We start from the raw sequence: 17,502 nt of genomic DNA on the forward strand, positions 1-17,502 counted from the left end.
CGGTTTGCGCGCTTCGTCGCAGGCAAAAGGCTGGCATTGCCCGCCCGCCCGCAGCGCGCTAAGACCGGAGGAACGGGAAAAGCGCATGGCCGATACGGGCGACAATCAGGAACGGCAGGGCGAGACGATCACCCTTTATCAGGCGGTCGGCGGCGACGCGGCCGTGCGGGCGCTGACGCACCGTTTCTACGAATTGATGGATACCCTCCCGGAAGCGGCGCGCTGTCGCGCCATCCACCCGCCGGATCTCTCCGGCAGTGAGGAAAAGCTCTACGAATACCTGACCGGCTGGCTCGGCGGTCCACCGCTCTATACCGACAAACGCGGCCACCCGATGCTGCGCCGTCGCCACTTCGCGGCACCGATCGGGCCGGCGGAGCGCGACGAATGGCTGCTCTGCTTCGTCCGCGCACTGGAAGAGACCGTGCCGAGCGAGGGCCTGCGCGCCATCATCCTCGAACCGGTGACACGGCTTGCGCACCATATGCAAAACCAGGAATGAACCCGATGTCGTTTTCGCTCCGCTCCGCGACCCTGCTCGTCGCCGGCCTGATGGGTCTCACCGGTGTCGTTACCGCGGCGGCCGCCTCGCATGGCAGCGATCCTCGCCTGATGGCCGGCGCCTCCGCCATGTGCCTTGCCCATGCACCGGCGCTGATCGGGCTCTATGCCGCCTGGCCCACCATGCGCACCGCGCCGCTCGCCGCCCTGCTGCTTGCGATCGGCACCGCGATCTTCGCCGGCGATCTCGTCCTGCGTCATTCAGCGGGACACGGCCTCTTCCCGATGTCGGCACCGACCGGCGGCGTGATCATGATGGCGGGATGGCTTTCCGTGGCGCTCGGCGCGTTCCTGCCGCGACAGAAAGGCTGACCTCAGCCCTTCGGAATACGGGCAAAGCGCAGCAGGTTGCCGTGCGGATCGTGAATGTAAAACTCTTCCATATTCCATGCCCGCACCGCCATCGGCGTCAGCGTTGGCACGTCGCGTTCGCTGAATTCGCGGTGCAAGTCACCGATACCGCCGCCGCGTAGATAGACGGAAGTGCGTTCACAAAGCGTCCGGTCGTCGGTCAGCCGAAAGTGCAGTTCCATGTCTGGACGGCGAAGGATGAGATAATCGTCCACCCGATACACGACCTCGCTAAACCCGAGCAGCGTCGTATAGAAATCGAACGTTTCCTGAATATCGAGCGACGGCAGGACCGGCAGCACTTCGATGCGATTGGGATTCTCGGCCATGCTCACGCGCCTTCCACCAGACTGAACCCCTCGAATTTCGGCGGGCCGAGATAGATCGCCCGGTTGTCGGCGGCGTTCTTGTGCGCCTGCCGAAAGTTTTCCGATTTCGTCCAGGCGGTGAAATCGTCCTTGCTCGCCCAGACGGAATGGGAGGCGAAGAGGGTGTAGCCCTCTTCGGCATTGGTATCGCCACGCAGCAGATGGAAGGATTGGAAGCCGGGCATATCCGCCAGGCTGGAATCCCGCCCCTTCCAGATATTTTCAAAGGCCTCTTCGTGGCCGACGGCAATCCGGAAGCGATTCATGGCGAAGAACATGGATGACCTCGATGTCAGAGCGAATCCCGCCGCAGACGACGCGGCGCAGGGAAAGCTACGACATTGTCGTTGCGCGCTTCAAGAGCGGACGCGCCTTCGAAGGTCGGCACACGGGCCGGTGGGCGGGCACTTGCCACCGGAAACTCCGTGACATTCTCGCTTTCCAGCATTTCCGCGCGGCGCGTGAGCAGGGCGTACAGTTCCGGGATCAGGCCATCGCCGTTCTGCGCGGCCAACTTGTGCAGGCCGATCATCATGAAGGCCTCGGGTCTTTCGTCATTCACTGGGTGGTGCCTTCCTGGCTCATGCTCTGCAGGGCGCGCTCGAAGGAGGATTTGCTGCCGTTGCGCAAGGGCACAAAGGCCTTCTCCCACTTCTTGCAGCCCGTCTTCACGCGGATGCAGGCATCGTGGCTGATACAGTCGATGGGGCAGAAGACGCAGTCGACCGAGGGCAGGACATTGTCGATGCGCGAAACCGCCTCGCGCAACCCGCCGTCGTGATGGATGAGGTTCGCGCCATAGGAGCTGGCGATCTGGCGCAGATGCGCCACCTGGCAATCCCGGCCGCCGACATAGAGGAAGCTGCGTCCTTCGAGCATCGCCTTGCTGTTATCGGGCTTCGGGGTCGTATCGGCCGGCTGACGGGCCTGCTGCTGCTGCCTGTGCTTCTCGCGCATCGCCTTCCTCTCCGCTTCGCCGGTCCGGCGTTTGATTTTGGTGACTTCCACGCTGCGCGGCGCCTGTGGCACCTGCACTTCAACCCTGGGAGCAACGACCGGCGCTGCCGCCATCGTCGGTTCCTGTGCTCCCGCGATCTGCTTCTTGAGCGCGACAACCTGGCGTTCCAGGTCCGCGATTCGTCGGTCGCGCTCGGCAACCGCAGCCTTCAGGATCGCATCAGCGCGACCCGCCGTTACATAATTCATCAAACATCCCCTTTGCACTCCGCTTCAAGGGCGGAGCCTCAGTGGGGCCAACCTACAAAACTTGATTTTCAGAGTAAAGTATAAACATGACTATGATAGTCATATTTTCGCGCAAAAAATTCCCGCCGGCCTCGGAGCGGCGGAAATACACGTCTCACTTGAAGACGATTGGCACGTTGAAAGCCCAGGACGACTTGCCGGCATTCTCCGGAATCTTGGCGAAGGGTGCCGCACGCTGCACCGAATCGAGTGCAGCCTTGTCCACCGCCGCTTCGCCGGAACTGCGCGCAACGCGTATGCCGCTCGCCTGACCGCTTGCGTTAACAACGAAACTCACAACCACGCTACCCTGCTTGCCGCCCGCCACACGCCGCTTGGCACGATTGATCTTGTTGCGGACCTTGCCCGGATAATTGCTGACAGCACTGTCGCCGGCGACGGAGGAGTTGCCCTTCTTCTGGCCGCCAACAGCGGCAATCTTGACATCGTCCGACCCGTCGATTTCGCCCTTCTTGGCGTTCTGCTTGGCCTTGCCCTCTTCACCGACTTTCCTGACCGGCTTAGCCTTTGGCTTCTGGCGCTCGACCTTCTTGACCGGCTCTTCCTTCTTCACTTCCGGAACCGGCTTGATTTCCTCCGGCTCGACTTCCGGCTTGATCTCCGGGATCGGGATCGCGGCAATCTCGACCTCCGCGGAGGGAACGATCAATTCTTCGATTGGTTCGGAAACGACGGGATCGGTGGGCTGCACCGTCTCGGTCAATTCAGGCTGAATTTCGGTCGGCTGGATCTCCGCCACCTGCTGCGGCGTCGTCTCGGCCACGTCCGGCTGGATCGTTTCGGGCGTGACGGCGTCTTCAGGCTTGCCGGATTCAATCGCATCGAAGGCGCCATTGCCCAGCATCGCCACTTCGGCCACGACGCCGCCGGCGATCATGGCCTGCTCCTCCTCCGGTGCAGGGGCCATGGTCAGGATGGCCGCAGCGGTTGCATGTGCGAGCAGGGAAAACACGCCACCGCCAACCCAAAGCCACTTGCTTCCAGACATGATATCACCCGTCATTCCGTTTCATGCGGCGCAGCCCGTCATGTGCTGCGCAACTCATCGTCGCCCTTAGCCTTCGAGGCCGGCCGCCGCCTTGGTGCGCGTCACGATGCCGTCCATGCAGCGCCCTTTCTCCAGGCCCTCGCCCTCGCAGACCGGCGCATCGTTGATCAGCAGGTTCTTCACCGTCTCGCACTTGACGCCCGGCACATCGAACTGGCGCACTTTCGACTTGCCGGCCGGCAGCTCGCGGAAATCGAGCAGCGCCAGGCGTTCCACCGTGCCCTTGTCGTTGAAGATGACGAATTCGAAGGACACCTTCGAGATATCCTGCGCAAAGCCGTTGACCGCGAGGAAGGTGAAGAGGCAGCCCTTCTGCGACCCGGCGAGCGCATTCAGTTCCACTTCCAGCGCCTTGGGCGCTGCGGCCTCCTGGGCTGCGACACTCGTGATGCCGGCAACGGAAAGCATCGCTGAAAGAAGAAGGGTGCGTACGGTCATTGGCCCGCCTGTTCGATATCGGTTCGGTTCGGCCGAGTGCGACGGCCGGGCATACTTTAGCCGGTTGCAGCCAGAATTAACATGACTTTGGGGGACCGGTATTGCGTGCATAGATAAATATGAGTAAGGAAGTCAAGATAGTAACCGCCAAATTCCTGTCAAACCGCTGTTCCGCCAAGGAAATTCACCGGAACGTGATGGTCATGGGAAGGATGGTATCCCGCATTTCGATCAAGGCCGCGCCCATGACCAACACGACCCGACCGACCCCCGCCGAAATCCGCGCTTTCCGCGTTGAAAACCCGAAGATGCGCGAGCGCGACGTCGCCGCCCAGCTCGGCATTTCGGAAGCCGCGCTCGTTGCTGCGGAAGTCGGCCTCACGGCTGTGCGCATCGACGGCAGCGCCAACCGCTTCCTCGAGCGTTCGGAGGCGCTCGGCGAGGTCATGGCTCTGACCCGCAACGAGAGCGTTGTGCATGAGAAGATCGGCGTCTTCGAGAAGATCACCCCTGGCAAACATGCCTCGATCGTGCTCGGCGAGAACATCGACCTGCGCATTTTCCCGGGCACTTGGGCGCACGGCTTCGCCGTGACGAAGACGGACGGTGACCAGGTACGCCGCAGCCTGCAGTTCTTCGACAAGGCCGGCATGGCCGTGCACAAGGTGCACCTGCGCCCCGCCTCCAATCTCGAAGCGTACGAGGCCATCGTCGCCGACTTCCGCCTGGAAGACCAGTCGCAGGATTTCGTCGAAGTGGTTTCCGAAAAGATCGACGACACCGGTCCGGTGGATGTCGCAGCTCTGCGCGAAAACTGGGCCTCCATGACTGACACCCACCAGTTCTTCGGCATGCTGAGGAAGCTGAAGATCGGCCGTCAGGACGCAGTCCGCAGCGTCGGCGAAGATTTCGCCCATGAGGTGCGCGCCGACGCCATCGGCGACCTGATGCGGGCGGCGGCCGAACGCGACGCCGACATCATGTGCTTCGTCGGCAACCACGGCACCATCCAGATCCACACCGGCCCGGTGAAGAACATCCAGCCGATGGGCCCTTGGCTCAACGTCATGGATCCGACCTTCCACATGCACCTGCGCATGGACCACATCGCTGAGTGTTGGGTCGTCCGCAAGCCGACTGTCGATGGCCACGTCACCTCGCTCGAAGCCTATGATGCGAGCGGCGAGATGATCATCCAGTTCTTCGGCAAGCGGAAGGAAGGCATGACGGAGCGCACCGACTGGCGCGAAATCCTCGACGGCCTGCCGCGTCCCGACAGCGTCGCCGCCTGAGGCAGGAGCAAGTCCGGCAGCGTCCGGAATTGCATGAAAACAAGAGACAGAGCATTTCCGCGGCCCGGTTTTGCCCGGAAATGCTCGTGCTAGCCGCGAAGGATACGACCATGAGCAAGAGCTTCGATTTCCGCCGCGCCCGCCCGTGGGAAGTGGCTCTCACCGTCTTCGCCCTTTCGGCTCCGCTGCTTCTGCCGCTGGCCACACCCGGCGCCAACGGCTTCATCCGCAAGGCGGTCGCCCAGGAAATGCAACAGGTCGACAGCTCGAAGCTGGTCGCCATCGGCGGCGCCGTGACGGAAATCGTCTATGCGCTCGGCGAAGGCGGACGGCTGGTCGCGCGTGATTCCACCAGCACCTTCCCGGAAGAGGCGGTGAAACTGCCGGATGTCGGCTACATGCGCCAGCTTTCGCCGGAAGGCGTCATCGCCGTCAACCCGACCGCCATCCTCGCCGTCGAAGGTAGCGGCCCGCCGGATGCACTGGCCGTGCTGAAGAGCGCCGGCATTCCCTTCGCGACCGTACCGGAAGGCTATGACCGGGCGGCGATCCTCAAGAAGATCGACGTCGTCGGCCAGTTCCTCGGCGTGCCGGACAAGGCGAAGGCGCTGGAAGCGGAGGTCGCGGCCGATCTCGACGCAGCCATTGCCGACGCCGCCAAGCGGCCGGAAAACGAGCGCAAGCGCGTGCTCTTCATCCTCAGTTTCCAGAACGGCAAGATCATGGCTGCGGGCGGCCATACCGCTGCTGACGGCATTATCGGCCTTTCCGGCGCGGTCAACGCGATGGAGGGTTCCTTCGAGGGTTACAAGCCGGTCACCGACGAGGCCATCATCAAGGCCAAGCCCGATGTCATCATGGTCATGACCCGTCCTGGCCATGGCAGCAGCGACGAGGAAATCCTTGCCCATCCCGCTCTCTCCGTGACGCCGGCGGGCGAGGCCAAGGCGGTCCTGCGCATGAACAGCCTGCACCTGCTCGGCTTCGGCCCGCGCACCGCCTCGGCCATTCGCGATCTCAACAAAGAACTCTACGGCAATGTCTCTCAATGATGCCGTGCGCGGCGACAGCGCACGCGGTTTTTCCCTGATGCGCTCCGCCCAGTCCCGGCCGGCCGGCGACCGGACCGCCGTTGCACGGCTGACGCTCGCAGCCCTTGCACTCGTTTCGCTCGCCGCACTCGCCGTGTCGATCACGACCGGCGCATCGGATGCGTCGGCGCTCAATGTCATCGGCGCCCTTTTTACCGGCGCGGATGACACCGCGCTCTCCATGCGCGACCGTATCATCGTCTTCGACATCCGCATGCCCCGCGCACTGCTCGGCTTCCTGATCGGCGCCGGGCTCGCCATGTCCGGCGCGGTCATGCAGGGCCTCTTCCGAAACCCGCTTGCCGACCCCGCCCTCGTCGGCATTTCCTCCGGTTCGGCCCTCGGCGCGGTGTTGATGATCGTGCTCGGCGCCAGCTTGCCGCCGGCGCTGATGATGGCGCTCGGCGCCTTCGCCTTGCCGATCGCCGCTTTCGCCGGAGGGCTTCTCACAACGCTGCTCCTCTACCGCATCGCCACACGCGGCGGGCAGACCTCCGTCGCCACCATGCTCTTGGCAGGCATCGCGATTTCCGCGCTCGCAGCCGCCATCACCGGCATCCTCATCTACATGGCGGATGACAAGCAGCTGCGCGACATCACCTTCTGGAGCCTCGGTTCGCTGTCCGGCATGACCTGGGCAAAGCTTTTCGCCGCCGGCCCGATCATCCTGCTGGCGCTCGTCGTCGTGCCCTTCCTGTCGCGTGGCCTCAATGCCATCACGCTCGGCGAGGCGGCGGCCTTCCACATGGGCGTCAAGGTGCAGCGGCTGAAATACATTGCCATCGTTTCGGTAGCTGGCGCCGTCGGCGCTTCGGTCGCGGTCAGCGGCGGCATCGGCTTCGTCGGCATCGTCGTGCCGCATCTGCTGCGCATCGTCATCGGCCCGGATCACCGCTACCTGCTGCCGGCCTCTGCCCTGTTTGGCGGCGTGCTGATGCTCGGCGCCGACATGCTGGCCCGCACCATCGTCGCGCCCGCCGAATTGCCGATCGGCATCATCACTGCATTGGCTGGTGCCCCGTTCTTCCTCTGGGTGCTGCTGCGCGACCGCACGCGCAACGGCTGGTAAGAGATCATGATCACCGCAAAAAATCTTACGGTCAGCCTCTCCGGCAAGATCATCGTGCACGGCGTGTCGCTGGAAGCGAAAGCCGGTGAGTTGACCGCCATCGTCGGCCCGAACGGCTCCGGCAAGACGACAACGATGAAGGCCATTGCCGGGGAACTGCCGAGCAAGGGCGAGATCACCATCAACGGCCACGCCCTTGGTGCCCTCGAACCCTGGCAGCTTGCCGTGAAGCGTGCGGTGCTGCCGCAGGCGGCCACCATCGCCTTTCCCTTCACCGTGCGCGAAATCGTCCGCCTCGGCCTCACCGTGGGGCCGAACCGACACGCCGAACGCATCGAGGCGATCACCTCGGACGCCCTGGCCGCAGTAGACCTCTCGGGTTTCGCCGGCCGTTTCTATCAGGAGCTTTCCGGCGGCGAGCAGCAGCGCGTGCAACTGGCCCGCGTGCTCTCGCAGATCTGGGAGCCGGTGCTTGATGGCGAACCCTGCTTCCTGATGCTCGATGAGCCGGTCTCCGCCCTCGACATCCGCCACCAGCTGACGATCATGCAGCTTGCCCGGCGCTATTGCGAAGGTGGTGGCGGCGTGATCGCGGTCATGCACGATCTCAACCTTACCGCCATGTTCGCCGACCATGTGGTGATGATGAAGAACGGTCGCATCGAGCGTTCCGGCGCGCCGGCCGACGTCATGACCGATGATGCCATGGAGGCCGTCTTCGGCTGCCGCATGCGCATCAACGGCGTGCCGGCAAGTGGTGTCCCCTTCGTCCTGCCACACACCGCTTCGGCCTGATTTTCCAGCACCTTACGGAACCTTTTTCCGTTCTCCGCGTTTTCTGCCCCGACAAGACCGTTCCGCCAAGGGGGTGGAGCGCTGTTAGCCCGCGCACGGCGCTGGCGACCGCAAAAGGAGAAACGGCATGGCCAACGGACTGTTTTCATCCCGCAGCAAGAGCATCCGCAACGGACTTCATGACGAGGCGCAGGCCGTCGAAGAGCAGATTGCGGAACTGCGCGAAGAGATCGCCTCCCTCACCAGCCTGCTCGCCAGCGACGCGTCAAACGGCGCAAGCGGCATTCGCAAGAAGGCTCGCGCGGTGAAGGCACAGGCGAGCGACGCGGCGCACGACATCAAGGATCGCGCCGAAACCGATATCCGCGACATGATCGCCGCCGGCGAGGATATCCTGGCCGACTTCCAGGAGCGCTACCGCGATTCCGGCCGCCGTGCCCGCAAGGCCGTGCACGACCATCCGCTGACCACGCTCGGCATCGCCGCCGCCGCCGGCTTTGTCATCGCGGCCCTGCTGCGACGCTAACGCCTTTCCCGATACGCCACGGGCACGCCCGTGGCGTTCCTTTTTTGCGGAGTTCACACGGCATGCTTTCACTGGGGGCCATTCTCATCCAGAACCTCGTCACCCGCGTCACCGACCGGGTGGACGAGACGATGGACATCGCCAAGCGTAACGCGATTGCCGGCCTTGCCATCGGCCTGCTGCTGATCACCGCCTATGTATTCGGCCTTGCCGCCACGGCGATCCTGCTGTCGGAACACTACGGCACCGTGCCTGCCCTTTTCGGCCTTGCCGGCGGTTTCCTGCTGTTTGCCCTCATCGTGCTTGCCGTCGTCGCCGCCCGCAACAGACGGGAGCGGGAACTGCGCCGCATCCGCCGCCAGCAGCTTGCCGTGCGCCGCGACCTGATGGCTGCGGCAGCGACAGTCGCCGTAAAGAAGCCGTTCGCGGCAACGGCTGTCGCCCTCGCCCTCGGCTTCCTGCTCGCGCCAAAATCCCGCCGCGACGACTGATCCCAGATTTTCAGAGACTGTGTGTGTGCCGCTTAGAGCGGCATGCGCACGACCGCGGTCACGCCCTTCGGCAGATACTCGACATGCACGCTGCTGCCGAGAATCTTGTCGAGGCTGCGTTCGATCAGGATCGATCCGAAACCCCGGCGACGGGCGGGATCGACCGGCGGCCCGCCGACCTCGTGCCAGGTCATGTTGAGCACACGCTGGTCGTCCTCGTGCACCACCCGCGCAGTAATGACCACCTTACCCGAGGCGACCGACAACGCGCCATACTTACGGGCATTGGTGGCAAGCTCGTGCAGCACGAGGCCGAGCCCGACAGCCTGGTCCGGTCCTAGTTCCACCTCGTCCTTGTGGATTTCGACCTGGCTTTCATAGTCGAGTGCATAGGGCGTAATCTGCTTCTGCAGCAGCATCTTCAGGTGAATGCCGCCCCATTCGTGATCGCTGAGCAGGCCGTGCGCCTCGGAGAGCGATTGCAGGCGTCCGGCAAAGGCATCCATGAATTCAACGGGATCGCTCGTCTGGCGCAGGGTCTGGCGCGCCAGCGACTGCAGCATGGCCAGCGTGTTCTTTACCCGGTGGTTCAGCTCGCGCAGCAGGAGGCGCGTGCGCTCGGAGGCAAGCTGCCCTTCGGTAACGTCGATATTGATGCCGAGAAAGGTGATGGGGCGCCCATCGGCATCTTTTTCATGCACCCGACCGCGACCCAGCAGCCAGCGGCCCGATTTCGCCGACCGGAAGAGCCCGTCATATTCATTGCCGGTGGCAAGCGCATTGCGCAGCTGGCCGATGGTGTTCTTGCGGTCCGCCGGATGCACCGCCATAAAGAATTTGCGTGCACTCATCGGCTTGGCAGGCTTGACGCCAAGCATTTGGTAGAAGGTCTCGTTGCCGGAAACCATCCCCGTCGAGAGGTCCCACAGCCAGCTCGCCACCTGGGCCGCGTCGAGCGCGAGGGAATGGCGCTTCTCGTCACGCGACAGCATTTCCGCCGTCATCGCCCGCCGCCTGGCCTCCTCCTTCAACTTGATCAGCGAGGCCGCAAGCGAGGCAAGCTGTTTCAACCGCACCGGAAGCTCGGGAGCGACGCGCGCATGGGCTTTGACATCGAAGACGCAGACCGTACCGATCGGCTGGCCATCGACGACGACCGGCACCCCGGCATAGAAGCGCAGGTGCGGCGCGCCGACGACGCTCGGCAATCCGGCAAAACGGGGGTCCTTGCGGGCATCGAATATGACGAGCGGCTCGTTGCCGTTCTCGACAATCATGCGAGCGCAGAACGAGTCCTCCGACGGCGCCCGAATTTCCGGCGTGCCTTGGCGGGCGAGAAACCACTGGTCCGTGCGTCCAAGAAGCGTGACGAGGGAAATCGGCGCGCCGAACAGGCCAGCCGCCAAACCGGCTATGTCGTCGAAATCGGGATCGGGGCCGAGAAAGACCGGTATCGCGGTCTCGATCGCCGTCAAACGAGCCGGCGCTCCCAGAACCGCGATAAGATTGGACGACAATGGCTGGACGTTGTCTTTCATGCGCCTCTGGTATGCGATTCCGCGTCCGTTTTCACGCCGGCTGACACCGGCAGACGCCTATTCGCACCAATCCCCTCAAAATGTCCATCGCCCGCCTGAAAAGGCGGGCGACATGGTTGGCATCACGATGCGAAAGCGCGCGAGGTAATCGGCGCGGAAATCGCGTCGGGACCGTAGTCGCTTTCGCCGCTCACCTGCAAAAGTTCCTGCAGGCGCTGGCGGGCGCGGTTGACGCGGCTCTTGATCGTGCCGAGCGCGCAGCCGCAGATCTCGGCCGCTTCCTCATAGGAGAAACCGGACGCACCGACGAGAATGATCGCTTCGCGCTGTTCTTCCGGCAGTTTTTCCAGGGCTTTCTTGAAGTCCTGCATGTCGAGCGAACCATATTGCGACGGATGCTGCGCCAGGTTTTCCGTGAAAATACCGTCGCTGTCCTGCACCTCGCGGCCACGCTTGCGCATCTTGCTGTAGAGTTCGTTGCGCAGGATCGTGAAAAGCCAGGCTTTCATGTTCGTGCCCATTTCGAACTGCTCCTGCTTTGCCCAGGCCTTCATGATCGTGTCCTGCACAAGATCGTCTGCCTGGTCATGCCGGCCGGTCAAGGAAATCGCAAAGGCTCGCAGGCTCGGGAGAACCGCAAGGAGTTCGCGTTTAAAAGTAGTTTGCCCCTGCTCCATCATATCCTCACTCGGCCCTTTGAGCGCTGTTTTCGACAGCATCCAATTTTTCGAGAAGATCCAGGAACCTCTGGGGAAGCGCCTCCTCCTGTACCGAATGGTAGAAGGCGCGAAGCTTCGTTGCAATCTGGGCATTCGGGTCGCCCGCGGTCTTGGGAGGCATCCCCCTGCTTGTTTTCTTTTCCACGCTAATCACTCTTGGCCACTTTCATGTTCATCTGTGCCCCGTCGAAGAAGTCGGCGTGAAAATGCCCAGCATCAAAAAAAGTTCCATGCCCCGGAACCAAAATTTGGTTTCCGCGTTCAAACCGTCAACTGCCACTGCAGCGATTCAAGAACAGGGGAACAATCATGCCGATTTCCGACCGCATCGGGCCGCACCTTCCGGCGTTGCGCCGCTACGCACGCGCACTCACCGGAACCCAGTCCTCCGGCGATGCCTATGTCGCCGCCACGCTCGAAACCATTCTCATCGACACATCCGTCATGCCGGAAGGCGGTGACGACAGGACGAGGCTCTTTAGTCTCCTGACCCGCATCATCTCCTCCCTGCCCGTCTCCATGACACGCGGCGCAGGATCGATTTCGCCCGGCATGGAGATGCCGTTCGACCTCTCCGGCGTGCCCCCGCTCGGCCGCCAGGCGCTGCTGCTTGCCACGGTCGAAGGCTTTTCGGTCGAGAAGACCGCGGAAATCCTGGAAGCGAATGAGAGCACCATCCGCGCCCTGCTCGATACGGCCTTTGCCGAAATCGCAGCGCAGGCCGAAACGGGCATCATGATCATCGAGGACGAGCCGCTGATCGCGCTCGACCTTGCCGATATGGTGAGCGGCATGGGTCATCGCGTCACCGGTATCGCCCGCACCCAGGCGGAGGCCGAAACACTCTGGAGCGACAGCCGTCCAGGCCTCGTGCTCGCCGATGTCAGATTGGCCGACGGCAGCTCCGGCATCGACGCCGTGAACGCGATCCTCTCGCGAACGACAATTCCGGTCATCTTCATCACCGCCTATCCCGAGAGGCTGCTCACCGGCGAACGGCCGGAGCCAGCCTTCCTCGTTTCCAAACCCTTCAATCCGGAGCAGGTGAAGGTCCTTATCAACCAGGCCCTTCTCTTTACCCCGCAAGCGCGCGCCGCGGCTTAATCTCGCTCCCGGATGGCCGCAGCGGCGGCGCGGCCGGCGGCGGTGGGTTGGCACACCCACCGCCGCCTTTGTATTTTCAGGCGATGCCTTGCTCACAAAAGAAAACAGCCAGCGCCTCGAAGGCACTGGCTGCTTGAAGTTCCACGAACCGGAGGGGGACACGGTTTCGTGGTCAATCACCGGTCGAGGGCCTCGCATCTTGGGGGATATGCGCGGACCGGTGACGACACAGAAACACGCGACATGCGATTTGGTTCCGCCGGTTTCCAAATTTTTTTGAGATTTTTTCAGTCGATTGTTTCGAGCTCTGCGCGGTGCCGATAGAGGGCGAGGAACCGGCGATAATCGCGGTCGAAGCTCGCCCTGCGGCCGGCATCCGGCAGAAACTCGGTGCCACCCGGATACATGCCGGCACCTGCAGCCGGCAGGTCGGCGTAGAGCCCGCCGGCAACCGCGGCAACCATTGCCGTTCCAAGCAGAACGGCATCGTTCGTATCCGGCACGACGACACGGCAACCCGTGACATCGCGGTAAAGCTCCATCAAGAGCGGGTTGCGAACATGGCCGCCGGCGACGTGCAGGGTATCGAGCGGGTAGCCGCACTCTCCGAGCTTGTCGAGGATATGGCGGATGCCGAGCGCAATGGCGACGCAGGTCCGCCAGTAAAGCCGGCACAGACTGTCGAAGGACGCATCGAGCGGCAGGCCGCTGATGACGCCAAGCGCATGCGGATCGGCGATCGGCGAGCGGTTGCCGTGAAAATCCGGCAGGACATGCAGCCGCGCAGCGAACCCCTCGCCCTCCTGCGCCTGCAATTCCCGAATGCGGCTCACGATGCGTGCATGGTTCGCCACCGATGGCTCGCCGCCAGCACTGTGCGCCCGCACCATATGATCGAGCAGGGCCCCGGTCGCCGACTGGCCGCCTTCGACCAGCCACCAGCCTGGCAGCACCGCTTCATAATAGGGACCCCACATGCCGAAGCCGAATTTTTCCGCCCGCGAAAAGGCGACGATGCAGCTCGACGTCCCCCCGATCAGCGCCAACTGGCGTTCCAGCTTTTCCGGCTGTCTGGCAAAGGGGCCGAGCACGCCGAACGTGCCGGCATAGGCATCAATCAGGCCGGTCGCAACGACGCAATCCGTATCAAGGCCAAGGTCGCGGGCAGCCTCCGCCGTCAACTGCCCGACGGCCTCGCCCACCGCCAGCGTCTCATCGGGAAGCGACCCGCGCAGCCGCACGTCCTCGAGCCCGATCGCCGACAAGAAGCTCTCGCTCCACGGCTTTTCTTCGTGGGCGAGGTAATTCCACTTGGCCGTCATCGTGCAGCGCGAGCGCGCGTTCGAGCCGGTGGCCCGCCAGGTCATGAAATCGGCAAGGTCAAAGAAGTAGCCCGCCTTCGCCCATTGCTCGGGCTGATGACGCTTCAGCCACATGAGCTTCGGCATCTCCATTTCCGGCGACATGACGTGGCCGGAATGGGCAAGCACCGGATTTCGAGTGGCCGTGCAGATATCGGCTTCCTCGAGTGCGCGATGATCGAGCCAGACGATGGTATCCCAGCGCGGCTCCTCGCCGCCGGAGACGGCAAGCGGCCTACCCTGCCTGTCGCGCACCACCAGCGAGCAGGTCGCATCGATGCCGAGTGCCGCGACACGGCCAGCCTCGACCGCGGCGACCGAACACGCCGCTTTGACCGCGATGCAGACGGCCTGCCAGATATTTTCCGAATCATGTTCCGCGTAGCTTGCGCTCGGCCGACGCATGGCGATCGGATGCTCTGATCGTCCCAGCAAGGCGCCGCTTCGGTCGAAGACACCGGCGCGCGCACTGCCGGTGCCGATGTCCACCGCAACGATCAGATCGCGCATCAATGCTCTTTCCCGTCGACCTCTTCTTTGCGGACAAACTGTAACAATTCCCGCATGTCGTCAAACAGGGCGTCGGGCTCAAGGCTCAGCAAAGTTTCGCGATGGCGCGGTGTACGCGCATGGGACCCGCCGGTGAAGGCGACTACCCGCATACCGGCGGATTTTGCCGCCGCAATACCGGCGGGACTGTCCTCGACGACGACGCACCGATCGGGCGCAACCCCCATCACAGCACTGGCATGCAGAAACAGATCGGGCGCGGGCTTGCCACGCGAGACCATTGTGGCGCTAAAAATATTCGGCTCGAAACGGTCGAGCAGGCCCGTCACGGAAAGCGACAAGCGGATGCGCTCCGGCTGGCTGGATGAGGCAACGCAATGGGCGATGCCCAAACCGTCGACCGTCTCGGCAATGCCATCGATCGGCTGGAGTTCGCTGCGGAACCGCTCGTAGAGCACCTTGCGCATCGCCTCGAGAAAGGCGGCATCGACGGCCAGCCCGTATTCGTCATGCAGGATTTCCGACATGCTCTTCAGGCTGCGGCCAAGGAAGCGGTCGTGCGCCTCGTCCTCGCTCATCGCGACGCCGGCCGCGGCCAGCGATTCAACAAGCACCGCAAGCGAAATCGGCTCGCTATCGACAAGCACGCCGTCACAATCGAAAATAACCAGTTCTGTCTCAGTGGCGGCCATGGCTCTCATTCCGTTTCAGGCCCCCGTGGTAACGTCTGCCCCCTGCGATGAAAAGCCCTGTAATTTCCGGGTTTTCCTCAACTTGCGAGCAGGTTTCCCAGATAGAGTTTCAGGGTCGCCCGCGTTCCGTTCTGCTGGAGGGATTTCAGCGCCGTGGCAAAGCGTTTCCGAAACAGCTCGGAATCCGCGACCGTGCCGAAAATATCCTTGAGGTCGAGGAAGGCATCGGCATTGCTCTTCGCAGCAATCGCGGCTGCCTGGATGCGTTCGAAATTGGGATCGTTGAAGCTGATCGCCTTGCCGCCGTCCGTCGTGCCGGCGAGATAATGGCACCAGAGCGCGGAGACGAGCGCCAGGCCCGTGACGTCCTCACCGCGAGAGAGACGATCGGACGTCGATGGCAGGATGAATTTCGGCTGGCGGTTGGAGCCATCCTGAGCCAGGCGCGGGATCGTGTCGGCGATCTTGGGGTTCGAGAAGCGGCGCTCGATCAGGGCAAAATAATCGTTGAGGTCGGTATCGGGAACCGGCGGGATGACAGGGATGATCTCTTCGCGCTCCAGCTTGGAAAGGAAGGCGCGGATATCAACATCCTCCATCGCCTCATGCACGAAATGGATGTCGAGCAGGGCCGCCGGATAGGCAATCGCCGCATGGCCGCCATTGAGAATGCGGATCTTCATATGCTCGTAGGGTGCGACATCCGGCACGAACTGCACGCCGACCTTCTCAAGCGCCGGGCGGCCGAGCGGAAAATGATCCTCCAGCACCCACTGCTTGTACTCTTCGCAAAACACCGGCCAGGCGTCATCGATCCCGTAGTCGTCGGCAGTAATGCCGATCTCGCGGGCGCCGGTCGCCGGCGTGATGCGGTCCACCATGCCGTTCGGGAAGGCGACATGGGCGTCGATCCAGTCGGCGAGATCAGGATCGGTGAGCCGCGCGAGGCCAGAGACGGCGGCATGCGTCACCTCGCCATTGCCCGGAATATTATCGCAGGACATGACGGTGAAGGGAGCAATCCCCTTGTCCTTGCGCGCGTTGAGGCCGCCGAGGATCAGGCCGAACACGGTTTTGGGATCGGCTGGATTGGCGGCATCGGCGGCGATCGCCGGATGGCTCGGATCGAAGACGCCCGACGCCGGATTGATAAAGTAGCCCCCCTCGGTGATCGTCAGCGAGACGATGCGGATCGCCGGGTCGGCAAGCTGGGCAATCGTCGCAGCCGCGTTGCCGGGCGCGAGGTAATCGATCATCGCGCCGGTGACGCGCGCACCGGAACGGTTGTTGTCCTGCTCAACCACGGTGGTCAGGAAGTCCTGCCCGGCAAGCTTCTCCCGCATCGCTGCATCGGAGGCCAAGACACCCGCGCCGATCAGCGCCCAGTCGTGATCCAGGCCGAGATTGAACAGATCGTCGAGATAGACCGCCTGATGCGCCCGGTGGAAATTGCCGACGCCGAAGTGAACGATACCTGCCTTGAGGCTGGCGCGCTCATAGGTCGGCACGCCGGCGGTCTTGGCAATATCCTTGAGGGTCGCGAGCGACAGGTTCGTGGTCATGGTCTTGTCCTTCCGGTGTGTCCGGGCCGGTGGAGACGACGCCGCCTCCGGTCTCTGCTCGTGCCAGGTCCGCGTTCACGCGGGCCTCAGCTCATCCAGTTGCCGCCATCGACATTGTAGGTCTGCGCGACGATGTAGTTGCTCTCCTCGGAGGCGAGAAAAATCGCCATGCCGGTGAGGTCATCCGCCGTGCCCATGCGGCCGAACGGCACGGCCTCGCCGACGAGACGCTTCTTTTCACCGCGCGGGCGGTTTTCGTACTTGGCGAAGAGGGCATCGACCCCCTCCCAGTGCTCGCCGTCGACGACACCCGGCGCGATGGCGTTGACGTTGATGCCGTGTTTGATCAGGTCGAGGCCGGCCGATTGCGTGAGACTGATGACCGCGGCCTTGGTGGCGCAATAGACGGCGACGAGCGCCTCACCGCGCCGCCCAGCCTGACTCGCCATGTTGACGATCTTGCCGCCGCGACCCTGCGCGATCATCTGCTTCGCCACCGCCTGCATCGTGAACAGCGTGCCCGAAACGTTGATCGCAAACAGTTTGTCGTAGCTCTCCCGCGTGATCTCGACGATCGGCGCGAGGTCGAAGAGTGCGGCATTGTTGACGAGGATGTCGATGCCGCCGGCCTCGGAAACACAGGCGGCAACCGCGGCATCGATCGAGGCCTGCCGCGTCACGTCGATCTCGACCGCATAGGCTGCCGGACCGATCTCCTTG

At 63.3% G+C, this 17,502-nt stretch carries 22 protein-coding genes; 9 read left to right on the forward strand and 13 right to left on the reverse strand.

Going from position 1 to position 17,502, the window contains the following annotated elements; all coding sequences use genetic code 11:
• Nucleotides 1–85: 85 nt before the first annotated feature.
• Together AC1RT2_RS31530 and AC1RT2_RS31535 are read left to right on the forward strand one after the other, a co-directional pair.
• Entirely contained in the window at nt 86–502 is a 417-nt protein-coding gene (locus tag AC1RT2_RS31530; RefSeq protein WP_444796663.1) for a group II truncated hemoglobin, read from the forward strand.
• A 5-nt stretch (nt 503–507) separates the two neighbouring features.
• Complete coding sequence (locus tag AC1RT2_RS31535; RefSeq protein ID WP_493108399.1) at nt 508–873, forward strand: DUF423 domain-containing protein; 366 nt, start codon at nt 508–510, stop codon at nt 871–873.
• A gap of 2 nt (nt 874–875) precedes the next feature.
• Here the strand turns inward: AC1RT2_RS31535 and AC1RT2_RS31540 are convergent, their stop codons facing one another.
• The 6 genes from AC1RT2_RS31540 to AC1RT2_RS31565 form a co-directional block, all read right to left on the reverse strand.
• Complete coding sequence (locus tag AC1RT2_RS31540; protein WP_493108401.1) at nt 876–1,241, reverse strand: bleomycin resistance protein; 366 nt, start codon at nt 1,239–1,241, stop codon at nt 876–878.
• Nucleotides 1,242–1,243: 2 nt separating this feature from the next.
• Nucleotides 1,244–1,558, reverse strand: a complete 315-nt coding sequence (hmuQ, locus tag AC1RT2_RS31545) for a heme-degrading protein HmuQ (RefSeq protein WP_069057913.1) — start codon at nt 1,556–1,558, stop codon at nt 1,244–1,246.
• Between the two features lie 14 nt (nt 1,559–1,572).
• Nucleotides 1,573–1,842, reverse strand: coding sequence for a hypothetical protein (locus AC1RT2_RS31550; RefSeq protein WP_069057912.1), 270 nt, complete (start codon nt 1,840–1,842; stop codon nt 1,573–1,575).
• A complete protein-coding gene (locus AC1RT2_RS31555) occupies nt 1,839–2,237 on the reverse strand; it encodes a DUF2325 domain-containing protein (protein ID WP_069061292.1) in 399 nt (132 codons plus the stop codon). The genes AC1RT2_RS31550 and AC1RT2_RS31555 overlap by 4 nt, the downstream gene beginning before the upstream one ends.
• Nucleotides 2,238–2,640: 403 nt before the next feature.
• Nucleotides 2,641–3,534: a TonB family protein gene (locus AC1RT2_RS31560; protein WP_493108404.1), complete on the reverse strand. Its 894-nt coding sequence runs from the start codon at nt 3,532–3,534 to the stop codon at nt 2,641–2,643.
• 66 nt (nt 3,535–3,600) lie between these two features.
• Nucleotides 3,601–4,032, reverse strand: coding sequence for a hypothetical protein (locus AC1RT2_RS31565; protein ID WP_493108406.1), 432 nt, complete (start codon nt 4,030–4,032; stop codon nt 3,601–3,603).
• Between the two features lie 245 nt (nt 4,033–4,277).
• On the opposite strand from AC1RT2_RS31565, the gene AC1RT2_RS31570 reads away from it, so the two are divergent.
• The 6 genes from AC1RT2_RS31570 (at nt 4,278) to AC1RT2_RS31595 (ending at nt 9,296) form a co-directional block, all read left to right on the forward strand.
• On the forward strand, nt 4,278–5,324 hold the full coding sequence (locus AC1RT2_RS31570) for a hemin-degrading factor (RefSeq protein WP_493108408.1): 1,047 nt from the start codon (nt 4,278–4,280) through the stop codon (nt 5,322–5,324).
• Nucleotides 5,325–5,434: 110 nt separating this feature from the next.
• Nucleotides 5,435–6,376 (forward strand): heme/hemin ABC transporter substrate-binding protein, encoded by a 942-nt coding sequence (locus tag AC1RT2_RS31575; protein WP_069057910.1) that lies wholly within the window; start codon nt 5,435–5,437, stop codon nt 6,374–6,376.
• A 37-nt stretch (nt 6,377–6,413) separates the two neighbouring features.
• Nucleotides 6,414–7,484, forward strand: a complete 1,071-nt coding sequence (locus AC1RT2_RS31580; protein WP_493108427.1) for a FecCD family ABC transporter permease — start codon at nt 6,414–6,416, stop codon at nt 7,482–7,484.
• A 6-nt stretch (nt 7,485–7,490) separates the two neighbouring features.
• Nucleotides 7,491–8,279, forward strand: coding sequence for a heme ABC transporter ATP-binding protein (locus AC1RT2_RS31585; protein WP_493108410.1), 789 nt, complete (start codon nt 7,491–7,493; stop codon nt 8,277–8,279).
• A 127-nt stretch (nt 8,280–8,406) separates the two neighbouring features.
• Nucleotides 8,407–8,805, forward strand: coding sequence for a glycine zipper domain-containing protein (locus tag AC1RT2_RS31590; protein ID WP_493108412.1), 399 nt, complete (start codon nt 8,407–8,409; stop codon nt 8,803–8,805).
• 62 nt (nt 8,806–8,867) lie between these two features.
• Nucleotides 8,868–9,296: a hypothetical protein gene (locus AC1RT2_RS31595; RefSeq protein WP_493108414.1), complete on the forward strand. Its 429-nt coding sequence runs from the start codon at nt 8,868–8,870 to the stop codon at nt 9,294–9,296.
• Nucleotides 9,297–9,328: 32 nt separating this feature from the next.
• On the opposite strand, the gene AC1RT2_RS31600 is transcribed toward AC1RT2_RS31595, so the two are convergent.
• The 3 genes from AC1RT2_RS31600 to AC1RT2_RS31610 all read right to left on the reverse strand — a co-directional run bounded on the left by AC1RT2_RS31600 (nt 9,329) and on the right by AC1RT2_RS31610 (nt 11,674).
• Nucleotides 9,329–10,834 carry a sensor histidine kinase gene (locus AC1RT2_RS31600; RefSeq protein ID WP_493108416.1) on the reverse strand — a complete coding sequence of 502 codons (1,506 nt, stop codon included), beginning with the start codon at nt 10,832–10,834 and terminating at the stop codon, nt 9,329–9,331.
• Between the two features lie 122 nt (nt 10,835–10,956).
• Complete coding sequence (locus tag AC1RT2_RS31605) at nt 10,957–11,511, reverse strand: RNA polymerase sigma factor (protein WP_069057904.1); 555 nt, start codon at nt 11,509–11,511, stop codon at nt 10,957–10,959.
• Between the two features lie 7 nt (nt 11,512–11,518).
• The gene (locus tag AC1RT2_RS31610) at nt 11,519–11,674 is read right to left on the reverse strand and encodes a NepR family anti-sigma factor (RefSeq protein WP_171902438.1); all 156 of its coding nucleotides are present in this window, start codon (nt 11,672–11,674) and stop codon (nt 11,519–11,521) included.
• 188 nt (nt 11,675–11,862) lie between these two features.
• Between AC1RT2_RS31610 and AC1RT2_RS31615 the strand changes: the two genes are divergently transcribed.
• Nucleotides 11,863–12,657 (forward strand): response regulator, encoded by a 795-nt coding sequence (locus tag AC1RT2_RS31615; protein ID WP_493108418.1) that lies wholly within the window; start codon nt 11,863–11,865, stop codon nt 12,655–12,657.
• A 287-nt stretch (nt 12,658–12,944) separates the two neighbouring features.
• Here the strand turns inward: AC1RT2_RS31615 and AC1RT2_RS31620 are convergent, their stop codons facing one another.
• The 4 genes from AC1RT2_RS31620 to AC1RT2_RS31635 all read right to left on the reverse strand — a co-directional run.
• A complete protein-coding gene (locus tag AC1RT2_RS31620) occupies nt 12,945–14,528 on the reverse strand; it encodes an FGGY-family carbohydrate kinase (protein ID WP_493108420.1) in 1,584 nt (527 codons plus the stop codon).
• On the reverse strand, nt 14,528–15,220 hold the full coding sequence (locus AC1RT2_RS31625; protein WP_069057901.1) for an HAD family hydrolase: 693 nt from the start codon (nt 15,218–15,220) through the stop codon (nt 14,528–14,530). The genes AC1RT2_RS31620 and AC1RT2_RS31625 overlap by 1 nt, the downstream gene beginning before the upstream one ends.
• A 77-nt stretch (nt 15,221–15,297) precedes the next feature.
• On the reverse strand, nt 15,298–16,782 hold the full coding sequence (locus tag AC1RT2_RS31630) for a mannitol dehydrogenase family protein (RefSeq protein ID WP_493108423.1): 1,485 nt from the start codon (nt 16,780–16,782) through the stop codon (nt 15,298–15,300).
• A gap of 86 nt (nt 16,783–16,868) precedes the next feature.
• Nucleotides 16,869–17,502: L-iditol 2-dehydrogenase (locus AC1RT2_RS31635; RefSeq protein ID WP_493108425.1), on the reverse strand; the 634-nt coding region annotated here is incomplete at its 5' end.

The organism is Shinella sp. GW821-FHT11G07 (genome assembly GCF_058808115.1).

Excerpts from the sequence above, each read along its gene's own strand:
- AC1RT2_RS31590 (WP_493108412.1), top strand. The coding sequence starts at position 8,407 with ATGGCCAACGGACTGTTTTCATCCCGCAGCAAGAGCATCCGCAACGGA.
- AC1RT2_RS31620 (WP_493108420.1), bottom strand. The coding sequence starts at position 14,528 with ATGCGCGATCTGATCGTTGCGGTGGACATCGGCACCGGCAGTGCGCGC.
- AC1RT2_RS31625 (WP_069057901.1), bottom strand. The coding sequence starts at position 15,220 with ATGGCCGCCACTGAGACAGAACTGGTTATTTTCGATTGTGACGGCGTG.
- AC1RT2_RS31585 (WP_493108410.1), top strand. The coding sequence starts at position 7,491 with ATGATCACCGCAAAAAATCTTACGGTCAGCCTCTCCGGCAAGATCATC.
- AC1RT2_RS31575 (WP_069057910.1), top strand. The coding sequence starts at position 5,435 with ATGAGCAAGAGCTTCGATTTCCGCCGCGCCCGCCCGTGGGAAGTGGCT.
- AC1RT2_RS31580 (WP_493108427.1), top strand. The coding sequence starts at position 6,414 with ATGCGCTCCGCCCAGTCCCGGCCGGCCGGCGACCGGACCGCCGTTGCA.
- AC1RT2_RS31630 (WP_493108423.1), bottom strand. The coding sequence starts at position 16,782 with ATGACCACGAACCTGTCGCTCGCGACCCTCAAGGATATTGCCAAGACC.
- AC1RT2_RS31595 (WP_493108414.1), top strand. The coding sequence starts at position 8,868 with ATGCTTTCACTGGGGGCCATTCTCATCCAGAACCTCGTCACCCGCGTC.
- AC1RT2_RS31555 (WP_069061292.1), bottom strand. The coding sequence starts at position 2,237 with ATGCGCGAGAAGCACAGGCAGCAGCAGCAGGCCCGTCAGCCGGCCGAT.
- AC1RT2_RS31605 (WP_069057904.1), bottom strand. The coding sequence starts at position 11,511 with ATGGAGCAGGGGCAAACTACTTTTAAACGCGAACTCCTTGCGGTTCTC.
- AC1RT2_RS31610 (WP_171902438.1), bottom strand. The coding sequence starts at position 11,674 with ATGCCTCCCAAGACCGCGGGCGACCCGAATGCCCAGATTGCAACGAAG.
- AC1RT2_RS31600 (WP_493108416.1), bottom strand. The coding sequence starts at position 10,834 with ATGAAAGACAACGTCCAGCCATTGTCGTCCAATCTTATCGCGGTTCTG.
- AC1RT2_RS31570 (WP_493108408.1), top strand. The coding sequence starts at position 4,278 with ATGACCAACACGACCCGACCGACCCCCGCCGAAATCCGCGCTTTCCGC.
- AC1RT2_RS31535 (WP_493108399.1), top strand. The coding sequence starts at position 508 with ATGTCGTTTTCGCTCCGCTCCGCGACCCTGCTCGTCGCCGGCCTGATG.
- AC1RT2_RS31530 (WP_444796663.1), top strand. The coding sequence starts at position 86 with ATGGCCGATACGGGCGACAATCAGGAACGGCAGGGCGAGACGATCACC.
- AC1RT2_RS31565 (WP_493108406.1), bottom strand. The coding sequence starts at position 4,032 with ATGACCGTACGCACCCTTCTTCTTTCAGCGATGCTTTCCGTTGCCGGC.
- AC1RT2_RS31560 (WP_493108404.1), bottom strand. The coding sequence starts at position 3,534 with ATGTCTGGAAGCAAGTGGCTTTGGGTTGGCGGTGGCGTGTTTTCCCTG.
- AC1RT2_RS31615 (WP_493108418.1), top strand. The coding sequence starts at position 11,863 with ATGCCGATTTCCGACCGCATCGGGCCGCACCTTCCGGCGTTGCGCCGC.
- hmuQ (WP_069057913.1), bottom strand. The coding sequence starts at position 1,558 with ATGTTCTTCGCCATGAATCGCTTCCGGATTGCCGTCGGCCACGAAGAG.
- AC1RT2_RS31540 (WP_493108401.1), bottom strand. The coding sequence starts at position 1,241 with ATGGCCGAGAATCCCAATCGCATCGAAGTGCTGCCGGTCCTGCCGTCG.